Below are 16,898 nucleotides of genomic sequence, written 5' to 3'. Positions count from 1 at the left end.
ACCAGATGACGGTGAAGCAGCTGTCGATGCCGGAACTGGTCGCCGGCTGCGTGGAGCTGGGCGTCCCCGGCGTGGGCCTGTGGCGCGAGCCGGTGGCCGAGTTCGGCCTGGAGGCGACGGCCAAGCTGGTCCGCGACGCGGGTCTGACGGTCACGACCCTCTGCCGGGGCGGCTTCTTCACGGCGATCGACCCGGCGGAGCGGGCGGCGGCCCTCGCCGACAACCGCAAGGCGATCGACGAGGCGGCCACCCTCGGCACGGACACGCTCGTGCTGGTCTCGGGCGGTCTCCCGCAGGGCTCCAAGGACCTGCACGGGGCGCGGGAACGCATCGCGGACGCCCTGGCCGAACTGGGCCCGTACGCGGCGTCGAACGGGGTCCGCCTCGCCATCGAGCCGCTGCACCCCATGTTCGCCTCGGACCGCTGCGTGGTGTCGACGCTCTCGCAGGCCCTGGACATCGCGGAGCGCTTCCCGGCGGACCAGGTCGGCGTGACCGTGGACACGTACCACATCTGGTGGGACGACACGGCCCCCGCGGCGATCGCCCGCGCGGGCGCCGGCGGCCGCATCCACACGTTCCAGCTCGCCGACTGGATCACCCCGCTGCCGCAGGGGGTGCTGACCGGCCGCGGCCAGATCGGTGACGGCGCGATCGACATGCGGGAGTGGAAGGGATACGTGGAGGCCGCCGGCTACACGGGCCCCATCGAGGTCGAGCTGTTCAACGACGAGCTGTGGGCGGGCGACGGGCGTGCGCTGCTCGCGCAGACGGCGCAGCGGTTCGTGCAGCACGCGGCGTAGCTCCGGCGGCGAGCCCGGCAGAGTGGTCGGCGCCGGGCTCGCCGCCGAGCAGGCGTGTACGTTACGTATACCGATCTCGTGTCCGACGTCATGATCCGCGTGCCCGCCGAAGTCCGTGACCAGCTCGCCGCCGTGGCCGAGGCCCGGGGGACCAGTCTTCGTGCCCTCATGCAGGACATAGCTGCGCAGACACTGATTTCCGAGCAGATCAAGGAACGTGCCGACCGCACCCGGGCCCTGCTCGCCGAACGCTTCGGGCACGAGGTGTCCGAGGAGGAGTCCGCCGCCATGCGCCGCAAAATGCGGGAGGCCTCGGCTGCCCACCGGGCTGCTCTCGCGCAGGTGGAGTCCTCGCGTTGAGCCAGACCGAGCATTACGTTCTTGACGCGCCGACTCTCGTGGCGCTGGGTGGTGACAAGCAGGTCTCCGGCCTCATCCACGCCGCGGCGGCGAGTGACGATGTCCGTCTGTGGGTGCCTGTCCTGTGCCTTCTGGAAGCAGAGCGCCGTCGTGCGGGCACGGTCGACCATCTGGGTGTCCTGGTGGACGTGCTCTCCACCGTCGACGACGACTACGCCATGGCCCTGACGGTCGCCGAACTGGGGCGAACGGGAATCGCCCAGGACGCTGCGGCCGCCGTTCACGCGGCGAGGCCCAACGGGACTCTTCCGGTAGGGGCGCTGATCGCCACGGTGGAACCAGGTGTGTACGAGGGACTCGGAGCCGGAGTCATGGACCTGAGACGCTGACCGGCGGTGCGGGGCCGCGTCGCGTACGTGGGCGGCCCTGGTCCGGCCCCCGCGTCAGACCTGTCTGACCCCGACCTGCTTGCCGCAGAGCGGCTTGAGGTCGTCGAGGTCGGAGGTGAGGACGGTGACGGGGGGTCGGGCCGTGCAGCTCCTCGTTCGCGGCGATGAGTTCGTCGAGCTGGTCGCGCTCGATCTGACGCTGCACAGCGGCTTCCACGTACGCGGAGATGCCGCGCTTGCCGACCCTGGTCCGGACGGCCGCGATGGTGCCCTCGTGGACGGACACGGACACGGATTTCGTCGGCCCCTCACCGGGCCCGTGGGCATGCTCACTCACGGCCCCGATCCAACGAAACTTCTATGAGAGCGTGCGGCCGGAGCCGCGGCGCTGGGCCGAGTGGCAGACGAATTCTGTCCAGGCGGCGGGGGAGAGGGTGAGGGTGGGGCCGGTGGGGTTCTTGGAGTCGCGGATGTGGATGGTGTGGGGGGTGGCGGCTATCTCGACGCAGTCATCGCCGGATGCGCTGCTGTAGCTCGACTTGTGCCAGGCGAGAGCGACTTCGACGCAGTCACCGGATGCGCTGCTGCTGTGGCTGCTCTTGAACCAGGACAGTTCGGGGGTGCTCATAGGTCTCCTCGCATCCGCTTCAACAAGCCCACGGAGTCCCGCATGGTGAGGGCCTGCGAACGCATCCTGGCATAGCGCCTCTGGAGCACGCTGACCACTTTCGGGTCCGTGATCAAGAGGCCGCTCTCTTGGCCCTCGTTGTAAGCGAACCACTTGGCCTCCGGGGTTTCCAGCAGTTGCATCGGGCCAGCGAGGCCGGAGTGTGACGCCTGCACCAAGGGCATCACCTGGATCTCGACGTTCCGCAACTCGGAGATCTCCAGCACGTGATCGATGAGCCCCCGGGTGACCCCCGCACCGCCGGTGCTTCGAACGAATAGCTGCTCTTCCAGGATGAACCCGAAGGCGGTGTGCGGGCGTTCGTGCAGCAGCCGTTGCCGCGCGGCTCGCGCTGCCCACCGCTCCTCGATCTGGCGGTCGTCCATGGGCGGCAGTTGGTCGACGGCCATGGCTCGCAGGTACGCCTCCGTCTGCAACAGCCCAGGGATCATGCGGCACTCGTACGTGTACAACGTGATCGCCGTCGCCTCCAGCCGCGCCCACTTCCTGAACCACGCCGCCAACCCCGGCTGTCGCCCCAGGTGTTGGGCCGCCCGCACCAGCGCGCCCGTGTTGCCGAGGGCCCGGTCCACGCCCTGCACCAGGGTCGTGTCCGGCAGGCGGCGGCCCAGTTCCACGGACGCCACCATGTGCTTGGAGTAGCCGATGGTGTCGGCCAGTTCCTCGCGGCTGAGGCCGGTGTGCTCGCGGAGCGCCTGCACCATCGCCCCGAACGTGCGGAGACTGTCGGACGCCTCGGGTTCACCACCCGCGCCGATCGTCGTCATGTCGCTGCTGTCGGCCCCCATCGGCCACCTCCCGCGCACCCGCCCACGCACCACACCGGACCACACCGCTCAACGGCCATGGTCACGGCACGTCACCGGTACTGTCCAGTCAGTGACCGTGTACGCCGCGTGAGCGTACGCGGCGTTCCGGTGGCCAAACGGGCCCCGCCGCGGCCAGATTGTGGGGCATGACCGCACCGCCCGCTGCCCAACGCACCGCCATGGCCGAGTCGTTCACGCGCCGCTTCAGCTCCACCCCGCTCGGCGCCCGTCTCGCGAGACGTACGGCGCTGGTCCAGTTGAACGCCTGGGGTATCGCCTACGGCTCCGACGTCTCCGAGCGTACGGCCGTCGTCGTCGCGGAACTCGCGGCGAACGCGGTGACGCACGGCCGTGTGCCCGGCCGGGACTTCGAGCTGAGACTGTCCCTGCCCACCGGCTCGCTCCGCATCGAGGTCACCGACACCCGGGGCGACGGCCGCCCGCCGGGCCCCGGTGCCGTGCGCGCCGCCGGACCGCTGGACGAGTCGGGGCGGGGGATGGCGCTCGTCGAGGCGCTGGCCGACCGCTGGGAGGTGCGGGAGCGGACGCCACCCGGCAAGACCGTGCTGGTGGAGATCGACGTACCGGGGTGGCTGGCGCTGATGCGGCGGCTGGCGGTGGCGAGGCCGCCGAAGCGGCGCGGTTAGCGCGCCGCCGCCGTGCCGGTCGTCGGTGCCGGATGTTCCGCTCGGGCTGATTCAGGACGCGGGTGGGTGCCTCTGCCCGAGTGGACGGCGGGGCGGCGACGGCTGCCGCTGCCCTCCGGGCGGGGGCGGCGGTGGTGGACAGGCCGGCCCCGGCTGCAGGCCTCTCGCGCGTTCGACCACATCGACGGCTTCCACCGCTCCCGGCACGTCCGGAAGCGGCTCGGCCCCCGGTCCGACCGAAGGCGAGGAGAAGCGCCGCGCCGCCTCGGCAACGGCCGAACGAACGCACCTGAAACCCCGTCAACCCCGCCCTGACCTGCTGACACGGTTCTGACCCCGGCCTCACGGCAGATGCGCTGCTCCCCGCCCACCTCCGCAATCAACTCTGTTTCGCTCATTGACATCTCACTCGGAAGCCCCAACGCTGGGAGCGCTCCCATAACAGCCTGCAACTGGAAGGAGTCCCCCCACATGCTTCACCAGAGTCCGTCAGCCAGGCGTTCGCGGTCGTCCCTCCGTCGGCCCCTCCAGGCGCTCGTCATGCTGTTCGCCGTGGTGGTCGGCGCACTCACCTGGTCGGCCCCCGCACAGGCACACGGCACCATCGTCAGCCCCGCCACCCGCGCGTACCAGTGCTGGAAGACGTGGGGCAACAACCACACGAACCCGGCCATGCAGACCCAGGACCCCATGTGCTGGCAGGCCTTCCAGGCCAACCCCGACACCATGTGGAACTGGATGAGCGCGCTCCGCGACGGCCTCGGCGGCCAGTTCCAGGCGCGGACCCCCGACGGGACGCTCTGCAGCAACAACCTGTCGAGGAACGCCAGCCTGGACAAGCCAGGGCAGTGGAAGACCACCACCGTCGGCAACAACTTCTCGGTCCAGCTGTACGACCAGGCGTCCCACGGTGCCGACTACTTCAAGGTCTACGTGAGCAAGCAGGGCTTCAACCCCAAGACCCAGACCCTGGGCTGGGGCAACCTCGACTTCATCACGCAGACCGGCCGCTTCGCCCCGGCGCAGAACATCACGTTCCCCGTCCAGACCTCCGGCTACACCGGACACCACATCCTGTTCGTGATCTGGCAGGCCTCGCACCTCGACCAGGCCTACATGTGGTGCAGCGACGTGAACTTCGGCTGAGCCGGAGAACGCCGCACACGGCACCGGCCTCTGCCGGGCGCCGGTGACCCGCCGTCCGGCCGACCGAACCCCGTCGGGCCAGGGGACCCCTGTGGTCACCCTGCCCCGACGGGGCTTCCTGCCTTCCAGCCGGTGTACGAGGCGATCGGACCGTGGTCGGACAGGGCGGGGACACCGGCCGCGGCGCCTCCCCCGTCAGCCCGGCACCGCGGTCCCCGCCCTGTGCCGGTGCCGCCGCCCCGTCACCTGGCGACCGTCAGCAGGTCCCGCTGGTCCTCCGGCAGCTCGACCCGGTCCGCGTACAGCAGCGCGTTCCCCGGCTCGAAGACCAGCGCCACCTCGCCCGCCAGGCCCCCGTTGCCGCTCAGCACCTGCACCACCCGGTCGCCGAGGCGGACGTCGTACTCGTAGCGGGAGCCGACGTAGGAGCTGGTGACGACCTCGGTGCTGAGGTGGTTGACGCCCGCCGGGGTCTCGGCGGAGGCCAGCACCTCCAGGCGTTCGGGGCGGACCGCCACCGTCACCGACTCGCCGGCCCCGACACGGCGTTCGCTGTCGACCCGCACCACCTCGCCGTTCGCGTCGAGGCGCACGTCGTGCCGGGTGCCGTCCAGGCCGACCACCTTGCCGGTGAGGAAGTTGCAGCGGCCCACGAACGCCGCCACCGCCGGCGCGGCCGGGCGCTCGTAGATCTCGTGGGGCGTGCCGATCTGGATCATGTTGCCGCCCTCCATCACGGCGATCCGGTCGCTCAGCGCGAGGGCCTCGTCCTGGTCGTGGGTGACGTACACGGTCGTGATGCCCAGTTCCTCCTGGAGCCGCTTCAGCCAGGCGCGGGCCTGCTCGCGGAGTTTCGCGTCGAGGTTGGACAGCGGTTCGTCGAGGAGCAGGACCGTCGGGGAGTACACCAACGCCCGTGCCAGCGCCACGCGTTGCTGCTGGCCACCGGACAGCTGGTGGGGGTAGCGGCCGGCCAGCGCGGCCAGCCCCACCTTGTCCAGCGCGTCGTGGATGAGCGTCCTCTGCTGGTCCTTGGGCACCTTGCGGATGGTGAGCGGGAGGGCCAGGTTCTTCGCGATGGTCATGTGCGGCCACAGCGCGTACGACTGGAAGACCATGCCCAGGTTGCGCTCCTCGGGCGGGAGGAAGACACCGGCCGCCGCGTCCACGAAGGTCCGGCCGCCCACCGCGATCGAGCCCTCCGTCGGCTGCTCCAGACCCGCGATGCAGTTCAGCGTCGTCGACTTGCCGCAGCCGCTCGCGCCGAGGAGAGTGAAGAACTCGCCGTCCTCGATGGTGAAGGTGACATCGCGCAGGACGGAGTTGTCGCCGAACGTCTTCGCCAGGTTCTTGACGGTCACCTCAGGCATGGTGCTTTCCCTTCATGAGCAGTCCCGCCAGGGCGACGAAGACAGCGGTGATGCCGATCTGGAGGGTGGCCAGCGCGGCGACGGACCCGGCCCTGCCCTGCGTCCACAGGCTGAGCATGGTGGTGCCGAGGATGTTGTTGTCGGCCGAGCTGAGGAAGACGGCCGGGGAGTACTCCTTGAGCATGATCACGAAGGTGAGCACGAGGGCTCCGGCGAACGCCGGGGTGACCAGGGCCCGCAGGACCCGGAAGAACGTCATCAGCCAGTCGGCGCCGGAGACACGGGCCGCGTTGTCCAGTTCCCCGCCGATCTGCATGATCGCGGGGGCGACCGAGCCGAACGCGCTGGGCAGGGCGCGCATGCCGAAGGCGATGATGACGGCGTAGACCGTGCCCTGGAGGACGGACCCCGTGCCGAACGGGGCGAGCGCGAAGGCCCAGAAGAAGCCGATACCGATGATGATGCCGGGCAGCGACTGCGGGATGAGCGCCAGGTACTCCACCGCCCGGCCCCACCGGAACGTGGAGCGGCGGGCCACCATCACCGCGAACACGGCGAGGACGGACACGACCACCGAGCCGACCCCGGCCACGATCAGGCTGTTCCACAGCGACTGCACGTAGTTGTCGGAGTCGAACACCAGCTCGTAGTTCTTCGTCGTCACCGTCCGGAACGGCGACTGGAGCGGCGTGAAGACCAGGGTGAAGGACCGCATCACCAGGCCCGCGATGGGGATGAGGGCGCCGACGACGACGTACAGCCAGATGAACGCGATGCTCACCCACTTCAGCCAGCCCAGGTCCAGCTTGCGGGGCCGGGTGACCTTGCCGCGGACGGAGACGAACCGGGCCGCGTCCTTCAGCAGCTTCGCCTGCACGGCGACCAGGCTCAGGGTGACGACGAGGATCACCGTGGAGGCGGCGCCCAGCATCGTGTAGTCGGGGTCCACCGACTGAAGTCCGTTGTGGTACAGGAACGTCGAGAACACGTCGATGTCGACGGGCTGCCCGTACAGCAGCGGCACGCTCAGCGTCTCGATGGAGACGGAGAAGACGAGGATCGCGCTGTACACGATCGGCGGCCGCAGCAGCGGCACGATCACCTGGGCGAGGATCCGGAAGGGGCCCGCCCCGCACACCTGGGCCGCCGATTCCAGCGACGCGTCCGACTGGCGCAGCGCGTTGGCGCAGAACACGTACGCGATCGGGGCGAGCGCCACCGCCTCGGTGAGCGCCATGCCCGGGATCGAGTACAGGTTCCACGGCACGGAGCCGAGGACCTGCTGCACCTTGACGCTGACGAACCCGGCCGGGCCGTACATGATGATCCAGCCGAAGCCCAGGATCAGCGACGAGATGAAGAACGGCCACTGCATGGCGAGGGCGATCAGCCGCCCGCCGGGCAGCTTGGTCCGGACGACCACGATGGCCATCGGGATGGCGATCGCCAGGCTGAGGACCGTGGTCAGCGACGCGAACAGCAGCGTGTTCAGGGCGACTTCACCGAAGCCGGCCTTGGTGAACAGGTCGGTGTAGCCGCTGAGGGTGAAGGCGCCGCCCGCCTCGTAGAGCGGGCGGTTGCGGATGCTCTGGTAGAGGGTCGGGACGATCGGGGCCAGCACCAGCACGGCGAGGAACGCCAGGACCGCGTACTGGACCACCGTGTCCCGTCCGATGCCGAGCGGGCGCCGGTAGCGCGGCGGTGCGAACGGCTCGGCGGGTGACGCTCCGGCCGGCGTCCCCGGTGTCCGGGGGGCCCGGGGTGGCTGGGTGAGGGTTGACATCTGCTCTGACTCCGATCGTCCCTGACCCGCGCCTACTTGCGCAGTCCGTCGAAGCGCTCCAGCCAGGCCGCGGCGTCGTCCTTGGCGACCTGCTCGTACTTGACGTGGATGATGTTGTCCTCGCCGACCGCGTCCACGACCTCCTGGTACGTGTGCAGGCCCTCGCCCTTCACGCCCTCGCGGTACGAGGCGAGCCCGCCCTCGGCGACCGCGCGCTGACCCTCGTCGGAGAGGGCGAAGTCCAGGAAGAGCTTCGAGGTCGCCGGGTGCGGGGCCTCGGCGGCGATCCCGATGCCGCGCGGCAGGACGACCGTGCCGTCCTTCGGGAAGACGATCTTCACCAGGCCGGCGCTGTCCTCGACCACCGGGTACGCGGGGGAGGCGCTGATCAGGAAGCCGGCCGAGTACTCACCGGAGACGATCTTCTCCAGCTGGGTGCCGGAGGAGGTCTCCGGGCGGCTCAGCGGGAGGATCCGCTTCAGGTCGTTCCACGCCTCCGGATTGCCCTCGGTGAGCGCCCGCGTCACCGTGAAACCGAACGAGCCCTCCGGGTCGCGGACCGTCACCTTGTTCTTGAACGTGTCCTCGTCGGACGTGACGATGTCCGCGAAGTCCGTCAGCGTCGTCGGCGGCTTCTCCATCAGCGAGGTGTTGTAGGCGATGGTCATCGGGTCCTGCGACATCGCGTACACGCTCGGCAGCAGCTGCGCGCCGTCACCCAGCTCCTTCAGCTCCGGCGACTCGTATTCCAGGACCGTGTCCTTGCGGGCCGAGAAGTCCGCCCAGGCGGTCGCCGCGCTGGAGATCAGCACGTCCGCCGGGGACGAACCGGCCGCGTTCTCGGAGAGCGTCTTCTGGAACAGCTCGTCGCTGTCCAGCTCGTTGACGGAGACGGTCTTGATGAAGTCGTACTTCTTCTTGAAGTCCCGGACGATCGGCGCCATGTTCTCGTCGCCGAGGTTCGAGTAGACGGTGAGCTTGCCGCCCTCCTTCTCCGCCGCCTCGACCAGGTCGGCGTAGTCGGCCGGGTAGTAGTCCGGCACCTTGCCCGCGGAGATCTTGTTCACCGCGACCTTCGGCGCGTCGCTCTCCCCGCCGCCGCAGGCGGCCAGGGTGCCGAGGGCGAGGGTCGCGGCGATCGCGGCCGCCAAGGGGCGCCGGACGGGACGCCGGTACGTGGGTGCCGTGCCGGTGACGGCGAAGTGTCCGGTGCCGATATGGCTGGATCTGGCCATGGTTCTCCTCCTGGCGCGTGCCTGCTGGCAGCTGTTGCCGGGAGGTTAGGGACCCGGGTCAGGCCGGTAAATCCTTTGCCGCTCAGAGCTCGTACTGCTCGTATTGGTCGTTGTGTACGTGACGCGAGTCACCACCGTCGAGCAGGGCCGCATGGCTGAGAACAACCGCCTCTGACGTGCGCGGCGAGCCGGCCGGGCGGAGGCTCGCGCCCCCTGGCCCGGCCGGACCCGGTCCGTCGCGGAGAGGCTGGGGCGTGTTTCGACAGGAGCGTCGTCTGCCCGAAGGGCAGGCCCGGCGGCGTCCGGTGCGTGCGATCGCACGGCGGAGGGTCGCCCCGATACCGGTGGCATCGGGGCGGTCCCGACAACGCGGCGAGCGTGCGTGCCGGACGCCGCCAGGCAGACGGGATCTTCGCAACACGCCCTAACGCTCGATGTCGAGCGCCGTGCCGTACAGGCGGTTCACCCTCAGCCGGACGACCACCCGGCGCTCGGCGACCAGCTGCCGCAGGAACGCGTCCTCGTCCTCCGGCCTCTCCGCTCGCGGGATCATGCCGAGGAGTTCCCGCCCGACGGCGTCCCCGGGAACGGTCGTGGTCCCGGAGACCTCGGCCTCGCCCTCGGCGACGGCGAACGACCACACGTCACCGCCCTGGACGTGGAGCGCCGCCCGCGGGTCGCGCCGCAGATGCCCGACCTTGACCCGGTCGGCCGTCGTCGAGAACCGCACGGTGCGGGAGCCGGGGTCCCAGCTGTACAGCATGGTGGTCAGGTGGGGGTGGCCATCGCGCTTGACGGTGGCGAGCGTGCCGAACCGCTGCGCGCCGAGCACGCCGGAGAGCGCTTCGTCGGACAGGGGGCGAGGTGTCGGTCCTTGAGTCATGACGTGATCAACACCCTTGGCGGCCCGGCCATTTCATCCCGTCGCCGCCGGCTTTTGCAGATGCGCCGTGAGCTGCTGGAGCCGCTCCCAGGACGCCGGGTCCTCGCCGTCGCCGAGGGGGTAGTGCAGGGCCGGGCGGGTCGTCGGGCCGAGGCCCGTGGGGTGCTGGTCGAGCGGTGGCCGGCGGGCGTGGTCGGCGCCGATGGCGTCCACGTCGTCGGGGCCCAGGGTGAAGGCGGCCGGCAGCGGCGGCCCCTCCAGCCGCGGAGCGGTCGCGAGGTCGGCGGGGGCCGCCTGCACCGACGTCAGCATGGTCCGCAGCGCGTGCCGGGTGACCAGCTCCTCCGCCAGGGCCCGCACCCGGTCCAGGGGCGGCTCCTCGCCCGGCGCGTACCCGACGGTCAGGACCATGTCCTCCTCGACGCCCTTCGTGGTCCGTGTCACCCGCAGCGTCGCGATGGCCGGGCGCTCGGGGCTCCCCACCACGACCAGCTGCGACGGCTCGGGCATCCGCTCCCGCGCCAGATCCGTCAACTGCCGCGGCGACCACGGAAGGTTGACGGGCTCCGCAGTGCCCCAGCCGGCGGGCGCCGAGCCGGTCAGCGTCTCCCAGGCCGTCTCCAGCGCGCCGCCCAGCAGGAGCCGCTCGTCGGGCCGGTGCGCCGTCCGCATCGCGACGATCAGCCGGCGGCCCGGCGCCTCCTCCGCGCGGCGGGTGAACGCGGCGGCTACCGTCGCCGTGCCGTCCTCGGACAGCGCGTGCGAGAACGCCCCGTCCTGCCAGCGCAGCACCGCCCCCGACAGACCGTCGTAGTAGCCGCACTCCGGGTCCCGCACCACCCACCGGTTGGGCACACGCGCGAGCGTCGCGCGGGCCGGGGCGCTCAGCCGGACCCCGGGCGGGGTGACGATCTGCAGCGACCGCCGGGAGGCCACGGCCGTCCGCATGATCTCGGCGAGCCAGCTGGTCAGCGCCACCACCGGGCGGTCGACCAGGACGACCGCCGCGTGGTCGGTGACGACGTCCACCGCGGGCTGCCCGGCCCCCGCCGACGGCACCGCCGACACGTCGACCGCCTCCGTGCTCGCGGCCCCGGCCGGCCAGGTCGTGCCGCCCAGCAGCGCGTTGAGGCGGCCGCACACCACCCCGGCCAGCTTCTCCGCCTCCGGTACGGCCGTGGAGGCCCGTGCCTCCGTCCACCAGTAGGGGGTCCTCGCGCTCTGCCCGAGCAGCCGCTCCGCCTCGCCCGGCACCCGCACCAGCAGCGGCGACTCCACCGACACCAGGGGGCGCCCGCCGGGGCCGTGCAGCTGGACGACCGCCCCGTCGGCCGCCGCCGACAGGTCCAGGTCGGAGCCGCCCGCGTACAGGCTCGCCATGAGCGCCCACACGTCGGGCATCGTCGGGGTGAGGGCGATGACGTCCTTGGTCACGTGCGGTCGTCCTTCTCGGCGGTCGTGGCATGTCGTCCTGCCGGGGCGGGCACGGGGCGGCGCGATCCCGCCGGGCCGGGGCCGGTCGTGGGCGGGCGCCGGCCCGGCCGAGCCGTCACCTGAGCCGTCGCCCGAGCCGTCACCTGTGGTGTCACGAGTGGCGTCACCTGTGGTCGGTCCCGTCGCCGGACAACGCGGTCTGGACCAGCTGGTGGGCGCGGCCCCGGCGGACCAGGGTGCCCCGGCCCGGCGGCTGCGCGGACGGGTACAGGCCGGGGAACAGCTGGCCCTCGCTCCGCTCGCCGGTCATCAGCAGCGCGGCCGTGCCGGTCTCGCGGAGCGTCTGCAGCAGCGGCTCGTACACCGCCCGTGAGGCGCCCGCCGTCCGCCGCGTGATCACGAAGTGCAGGCCGATGTCCTGCGCCGACGACACATACGGCAGGAACGGCGCCAGCGGCTGCTGCCCGGCGGTGGTGAGGATGTCGTAGTCGTCGACGAGGATCACGATGCGCGGCCCCTCGAAGGCGGGCTCGTCGGTCACCGCGTCCGGGTCGGCGGTCTCCGGCATCCGCTTCTCCAGTTCGGTCGCGATGCCCGACGCCAGCCCGGCGGCGAGCTTCGCGTTGTGCGCGTAACCGCCCCGGTACGGCTCCGGGACCACGCCCCGCAGCCCGCGCCGCGGGTCGAACACACCGAAGACCAGCTCCTCCTCGGAGTACCGCTCCACCAGCCGGTCCACGATCAGCTTCAGCAGGTTCGTCTTGCCGCACTCGTTGTCGCCGAGGACCAGCAGATGCTGGTCGGAGCCGAACAGGTCCAGCAGCACGGGCGCGAGGGCGTCCTGGTCGACGCCGATCGGGACGCGCCCCGGCTCGGCGACCTGCGACGGCAGCCGGCCGGCGGGCAGCCGCGTCGGCAACACCCTTACCGGAGGCGCGAGTTCGCCGTGCCAGGTGGAGCGGATCGTCCGGGCCGCGTCCTCCAGCGCCGGACCGAGGTCGCCCGTCGAGGGCCGTCCGTCCAGGCGGGGCAGCGCGACCTGCGCGAACAGCTTGCCGTCGGTGAGGGCCCGCCCCGGCGTGTCCGGCGACAGGGTCTGGGAGAGCTTGCGGTCGACGCTGGAATCGCTCGGGTCGTTGAGCCGCAGCTCGATCCGGGTGCCGAACATCGACTGCGTCGCGATCCGCACGTCGTTCCAGCGGAGCATGCCGCCGACGACGTGGATGCCGTAGCCGCCGCCCCGCTTCAGCAGGTCCACGACCGTGTCGTCCAGTTCGGCGAACTCGTCGCGCAGCGCCCCGAACCCGTCGATGAGCAGCACGACGTCGGTGGAGCCCAGCTCCCGCAGCCCGCCCCGGGCGCGCAGCCGGCGCAACTGGTCGACGGAGTCGATGCCGTGCTCGCGGAACAGCTCCTCCCGCTCGATCAGCATCGTCCGCACCTCGGCGACCGTCCGCGCCGCCCGCTCCCGGTCGGCCCGCCCGGCGATCCCGCCGACGTGCGGCAGCCCCGAGAGGGCGGACAGGCCGCCGCCGACCAGGTCGAGCCCGTAGAGGGCGACCTCGGCGGGCGTGTGGGTCGCCGCCAGCGACAGCGCGAGGGTCCGCAGCAGCGTCGTCTTTCCCGACTGCGGGCCGCCGATCACCGCCGCGTGTCCGCCCGCGACCGTCAGGTCCAGCACCCAGTGGCCCTGCCACTGCTTCGCCGGATCGTCCAGCACCCCGAGCGGCACCCGCAACGGCCCCTGACACGCCGAGAGTTGCAGCCCGCGCTCGTCCACCTGCACGGGCCCGGCCGCCGCGTCCAGCGTGATCGCGTCCGGCAGCGGCGGCAGCCAGATCCGCCGCACCGGCCGCGCGGCCCCGGCGAGCCGGTCGACCATCACCGACATCACCGTCGGCCCGGTCTCCCGCTTGGTCGCCTTGGGCTCCTCGGACGCGCCGCCCGCCGCCGGAGTGCCGCCGAGCGTGTTGTACGCCGGGTACGGCCACGCGAGCGGCGTGTCGTCGTCCTCCCGCGCGGCGAGCGCCGGACCCCGGTAGGCGCCGGACACGTACCCCGCCTTGAACCGCTCGTACGTCGAGGTGTCCACCTTGAGGTAGCCGAAGCCCGGCAGCGGCGGCAGATGGAAGGCGTCGGTGGTGTCGAGGACGGTCCGCGACTCGTCGGCGGAGAACGTCCGCAGACCCAGCCGGTACGACAGATAGGTGTCCAGGCCCTTGAGCTTGCCGCCCTCGATGCGCTGGCTGGACAGCAGCAGATGCACGCCGATGGAGCGCCCGATGCGGCCGATGGAGAGGAACAGGTCGATGAAGTCCGGCTTCGCGGTGAGCAGTTCACCGAACTCGTCGATCACGACGAACAGGTGCGGCAGCGGTTCCAGGTCCGGGCGGCTGCTCGCCCGCAGGGCCGCGTAGTGCCCGATGTCGGCGACGTTCCCCGCGTCCTTCAGCACCTGCTGCCGCCGCTTGACCTCCCCGGCGAGGCTGGAGTGCACGCGCTCCACGAGGCCCGCCTGGTTCTCCAGGTTGGTGATGACCCCGGCCACGTGCGGCAGACCGGTGAACGGGGCGAACGTCGCGCCGCCCTTGTAGTCGACCAGGACGAGCGCGAGGTCCTCGGGCGGGTGCGTGGCGGCGAGCGCCAGCACCAGGGTGCGCAGCAGTTCGCTCTTGCCGGACCCGGTCGCGCCCACGCACAGCCCGTGCGGGCCCATGCCCAGCTCGGAGGACTCCTTCAGGTCCAGCAGCACCGGCTCGTGACGGTCCGTCAGGCCAATCGGCACGCGCAGGAACTCCCGTTCGCCGCGCGGCGCCCACAGCCGCTCCAGGTCCAGTGCGGCCGGGTCGTCGACACCGAGCAGCACGGGGAAGTCGACGGGCCCGGTGACCGGGGTGCCCTCGGCCGCGGACTCCGCCGACAGCCGCAGCGGCGCCAGCAGCCGGGCGATTCCCTCGGCCCCGGCGGCGGTCACGTCGTCGCAGGAGCCCCGCGCGACCGCGTGGGCACCCTCCCGGAGGTCCTCGACGACGACCTGGTCGCCCCGCACGGTGATCCGCACCGACACCTGGTCCGGTTCGTGCACCTGCCGCTCCAGCAGGTGCAGCACCGTGACACCCATGTCGCCGAGCCCCACCGCCGTGTCCGGCAGCGGCAGTTCGGCGGCCGTCTCCCCGTACTCGTCGCTCACCACCAGCATGCGCGACGCCAGCCCCAGGGCGCCCCGGTCGGCCAGCCCCCGGCGCACCTCCGCCGCGTACGAGGCACGCCGCCCCAGCTCATGACGGAAGTGCCGGGCCAACTGCGCCAGGCTCGGCGCGATCCGCCGGGCGGCCACCGGCCCGTCGTGCTCCTGGCCGTCCAGCACGTGCGGCAGCCACTTCGCCCACTCCCAGTCCGGCAGCCGCTCACCGGGCACCCCGAGCGCCACGGCCACGTCGTCCGGCGCGTGCGTCACGGCGACCTGGACGAGCAGCGCCCGCGCCACCCTCAGCACACCCTCCCGGTCCCCGACGACACTGACGTTGCCCGCGCGGTCCAGGGGCACGGTGACCGGGCAGTCGTCGGCCACCGAATAGCGGGCCAGCAGGGCACGCGCCTCGTTCAGCATGAACGGGTCCGGCGGCGTCATCACCCCGCCCTGGTTCTGCCCGATGGCCAGCTCCGCCACCGGCACGTCACCGGTGCCGACCCGCACCCGCAGGAAGTCCGGGTCCCGCCGCCGGCGCTCCCACAGCCGCGCCGGGTCCCGCGCGAGGTCGTACAGGGCCTCGGGGGGCGGGTCGAGCACCCGGGCCAGCGTCCGCCGCTCGCGCTCGCTCGCCCCCAATTCCTCCCGCAGCTCCTCCAGGTACTCCAGGTACCGCTCCCGCTGCGCCCGCCGGGTGCGCTGCGCCTTGCCGCGCTGCGACAGGAACAGCGCCACCGCGCCGAGCAGCGCGAAGACCAGCACGACCGCGCCGAGCGCCGCGAACTGGCTGCTGCGGATCACGGTCATCATCACGACGGAGCCCATGACCCCCGCCATCGGCAGCAGCGCCGTCGCCGCCGAACCCGCCTTGCCCTCCGGGAGGTTCGGCGGCGGTTCGATCGTGCGGGGTTCGGCCGCCCCGAGCGGGCGGGTGCTGCGCGCGGGCCGGTGGACCAACTGCTGGGTCACGGACGGACCCCTTCTTCCCAGGGGAGGTCGAACATCGCGGTGCGGTGAGGGCGGGCGTCAGCCCCCGCGTGCTGCGGGCGCGGGGCGAGCGCGGAGCCGGGCCGGCGGCTCATCGCATCCTCACCGCCCGGGTCATCGCCTCCGCCGCCAGCGTCACGGCCGCGTCCCGCGTGGCCTGGCCCAGCAGGGCGGTGCGGATCGGCCCGCCCTGGGCGAGGTGCCGGTCGTAGGGGACGGTGACGACGTGCACGCCGGACTCCTTCAGGTGCGCGACCGCCGTCTTCCGGTCCAGGGTCACGTCGGGCGAGTTCGCGGTGAGCGCCACGACCGTCGAGGCCAGCGCGGAGTGCGGCAACTGGCCCAGCCAGTCCAGGACCTGCCGGGTGCCGTTGACCCCCTCGGCGGTCATCGGGGCGACGACCACGCGCGCGTGCGCCGTGTCCATCGCCGTACGCGCCACCTCGCCCGGCAGCGTCTCGCAGTCCACCACGGTCACCGCGAAGTAGCGCCGCAGCGCGAGGGTCACCGTGCGGTACGTCCGGATGTCCAGCGGGGCCCCGACGCGGCCCTGGCTGGCGGGCAGCAGCCAGCCGCCGTCCGACACGGGCACCAGGTAGCCGGTGACGTCGGTGAGCTGCATCGCCGGGTTGAGGATCCGTGCGAGGTCGGCCGCCGCCCAGCGCACCGAGTCGGCGCCCATCCGCACCGGCAGCGTGCCGAGCGCGGCGTCCGCCTCCAGCGTGAGCACCGGGTCGTGCCGGTAGTGGTTGAACGTCCGCCCCAGCAGTGCGGCCACCGTCGACTTGCCGACGCCGCCCCGGATCGACGTCACGGCGATCACCCGCCCCGTCGTCACCGGCTGCTGCAACTCCCGCGCGATCCGCGTCTCCTCCGCCACGTCCTGCGCGGCGGAGGAGGTCAGCTTCTTGATCGAACGCCCCGTCCGCCGGGCCACGGACTCCCCGTGCTGCGGCCGACCCAGCGCGTGTGCCAGCCGGGGATCGATCGTCGGCACCGACTCCGGAGTGTGCGCCGGGGACTGCGGCACCCGCGAACCCCGCGGCGCGGCGGCGGCCGGGCGAGCGGGGCGGGGTACGGGCTCCTGGGGGAGACCGAGGCGGGGGTCCGCGTGGTGCGGATCCTGGGCATCGACGGCGGGGGCGGGCTGCCCGGGCTGTCCGTGCTGTGCGGG

General features: G+C 72.1%; 14 protein-coding genes and 1 pseudogene. 5 read left to right on the top strand and 10 right to left on the bottom strand.

Annotated elements, in window-relative coordinates:
- Positions 1–5: 5 nt before the first annotated feature.
- The 3 genes from GSY65_RS13095 (at position 6) to GSY65_RS13085 (ending at position 1,552) form a co-directional block, all read left to right on the top strand.
- Positions 6–803 (top strand): sugar phosphate isomerase/epimerase family protein, encoded by a 798-nt coding sequence (locus tag GSY65_RS13095; protein ID WP_201452786.1) that lies wholly within the window; start codon positions 6–8, stop codon positions 801–803.
- 78 nt (positions 804–881) lie between these two features.
- Positions 882–1,163: an Arc family DNA-binding protein gene (locus GSY65_RS13090; RefSeq protein ID WP_159767560.1), complete on the top strand. Its 282-nt coding sequence runs from the start codon at positions 882–884 to the stop codon at positions 1,161–1,163.
- Positions 1,160–1,552, top strand: a complete 393-nt coding sequence (locus tag GSY65_RS13085) for a hypothetical protein (RefSeq protein WP_159767558.1) — start codon at positions 1,160–1,162, stop codon at positions 1,550–1,552. The genes GSY65_RS13090 and GSY65_RS13085 overlap by 4 nt, the downstream gene beginning before the upstream one ends.
- 136 nt (positions 1,553–1,688) lie before the next feature.
- On the opposite strand, the pseudogene GSY65_RS33740 reads toward GSY65_RS13085, so the two are convergent.
- From GSY65_RS33740 to GSY65_RS13070, 3 genes and pseudogenes are all read right to left on the bottom strand, one after another.
- Positions 1,689–1,889 (bottom strand): annotated as a pseudogene (locus tag GSY65_RS33740) (hypothetical protein); the annotation flags it as partial.
- Between the two features lie 21 nt (positions 1,890–1,910).
- Positions 1,911–2,180 carry a DUF397 domain-containing protein gene (locus GSY65_RS13075; protein ID WP_159767554.1) on the bottom strand — a complete coding sequence of 90 codons (270 nt, stop codon included), beginning with the start codon at positions 2,178–2,180 and terminating at the stop codon, positions 1,911–1,913.
- Positions 2,177–3,028: a helix-turn-helix domain-containing protein gene (locus GSY65_RS13070; RefSeq protein WP_159767551.1), complete on the bottom strand. Its 852-nt coding sequence runs from the start codon at positions 3,026–3,028 to the stop codon at positions 2,177–2,179. Before GSY65_RS13070 ends, GSY65_RS13075 begins: the two co-directional genes overlap by 4 nt.
- Positions 3,029–3,195: 167 nt before the next feature.
- On the opposite strand from GSY65_RS13070, the gene GSY65_RS13065 reads away from it, so the two are divergent.
- The gene (locus tag GSY65_RS13065; protein ID WP_159767548.1) at positions 3,196–3,696 is read left to right on the top strand and encodes an ATP-binding protein; all 501 of its coding nucleotides are present in this window, start codon (positions 3,196–3,198) and stop codon (positions 3,694–3,696) included.
- A gap of 540 nt (positions 3,697–4,236) precedes the next feature.
- Positions 4,237–4,842, top strand: a complete 606-nt coding sequence (locus GSY65_RS13060; protein WP_159775881.1) for a lytic polysaccharide monooxygenase auxiliary activity family 9 protein — start codon at positions 4,237–4,239, stop codon at positions 4,840–4,842.
- 242 nt (positions 4,843–5,084) lie between these two features.
- On the opposite strand, the gene GSY65_RS13055 is transcribed toward GSY65_RS13060, so the two are convergent.
- The 7 genes from GSY65_RS13055 to GSY65_RS33735 form a co-directional block, all read right to left on the bottom strand.
- A complete protein-coding gene (locus GSY65_RS13055; RefSeq protein ID WP_159767545.1) occupies positions 5,085–6,212 on the bottom strand; it encodes an ABC transporter ATP-binding protein in 1,128 nt (375 codons plus the stop codon).
- On the bottom strand, positions 6,205–7,995 hold the full coding sequence (locus GSY65_RS13050) for an ABC transporter permease (protein ID WP_159767542.1): 1,791 nt from the start codon (positions 7,993–7,995) through the stop codon (positions 6,205–6,207). The genes GSY65_RS13055 and GSY65_RS13050 overlap by 8 nt, the downstream gene beginning before the upstream one ends.
- 32 nt (positions 7,996–8,027) lie before the next feature.
- A complete protein-coding gene (locus GSY65_RS13045; protein WP_159767539.1) occupies positions 8,028–9,230 on the bottom strand; it encodes an ABC transporter substrate-binding protein in 1,203 nt (400 codons plus the stop codon).
- 424 nt (positions 9,231–9,654) lie between these two features.
- Positions 9,655–10,113, bottom strand: a complete 459-nt coding sequence (locus GSY65_RS13040) for a pyridoxamine 5'-phosphate oxidase family protein (protein ID WP_159767536.1) — start codon at positions 10,111–10,113, stop codon at positions 9,655–9,657.
- Between the two features lie 33 nt (positions 10,114–10,146).
- Positions 10,147–11,547 (bottom strand): DUF6177 family protein, encoded by a 1,401-nt coding sequence (locus GSY65_RS13035; protein WP_159767533.1) that lies wholly within the window; start codon positions 11,545–11,547, stop codon positions 10,147–10,149.
- 163 nt (positions 11,548–11,710) lie between these two features.
- Positions 11,711–15,706: a type VII secretion protein EccCa gene (gene eccCa, locus GSY65_RS13030; protein WP_159767530.1), complete on the bottom strand. Its 3,996-nt coding sequence runs from the start codon at positions 15,704–15,706 to the stop codon at positions 11,711–11,713.
- A gap of 109 nt (positions 15,707–15,815) precedes the next feature.
- Positions 15,816–16,721 (bottom strand): type VII secretion protein, encoded by a 906-nt coding sequence (locus tag GSY65_RS33735; RefSeq protein ID WP_236579767.1) that lies wholly within the window; start codon positions 16,719–16,721, stop codon positions 15,816–15,818.
- Positions 16,722–16,898 lie beyond the last annotated feature (177 nt).

The organism is Streptomyces sp. HM190 (assembly GCF_009857135.1).
Taxonomy (GTDB): Bacteria; Actinomycetota; Actinomycetes; order Streptomycetales; family Streptomycetaceae; genus Streptomyces; species Streptomyces heilongjiangensis.
Note: the sequence above shows the minus strand (reverse complement) of the source record. Positions and strands in the feature narration are given on the sequence as shown.

Bases quoted from the DNA above. Each gene is read 5' to 3' on its own strand.
- GSY65_RS13095 (WP_201452786.1), top strand. From the start codon at position 6: ATGACGGTGAAGCAGCTGTCGATGCCGGAACTGGTCGCCGGCTGCGTG.
- GSY65_RS13075 (WP_159767554.1), bottom strand. From the start codon at position 2,180: ATGAGCACCCCCGAACTGTCCTGGTTCAAGAGCAGCCACAGCAGCAGC.
- GSY65_RS13070 (WP_159767551.1), bottom strand. From the start codon at position 3,028: ATGGGGGCCGACAGCAGCGACATGACGACGATCGGCGCGGGTGGTGAA.
- GSY65_RS13065 (WP_159767548.1), top strand. From the start codon at position 3,196: ATGACCGCACCGCCCGCTGCCCAACGCACCGCCATGGCCGAGTCGTTC.
- GSY65_RS13060 (WP_159775881.1), top strand. From the start codon at position 4,237: ATGCTGTTCGCCGTGGTGGTCGGCGCACTCACCTGGTCGGCCCCCGCA.
- GSY65_RS13055 (WP_159767545.1), bottom strand. From the start codon at position 6,212: ATGCCTGAGGTGACCGTCAAGAACCTGGCGAAGACGTTCGGCGACAAC.
- GSY65_RS13050 (WP_159767542.1), bottom strand. From the start codon at position 7,995: ATGTCAACCCTCACCCAGCCACCCCGGGCCCCCCGGACACCGGGGACG.
- GSY65_RS13045 (WP_159767539.1), bottom strand. From the start codon at position 9,230: ATGGCCAGATCCAGCCATATCGGCACCGGACACTTCGCCGTCACCGGC.
- GSY65_RS13040 (WP_159767536.1), bottom strand. From the start codon at position 10,113: ATGACTCAAGGACCGACACCTCGCCCCCTGTCCGACGAAGCGCTCTCC.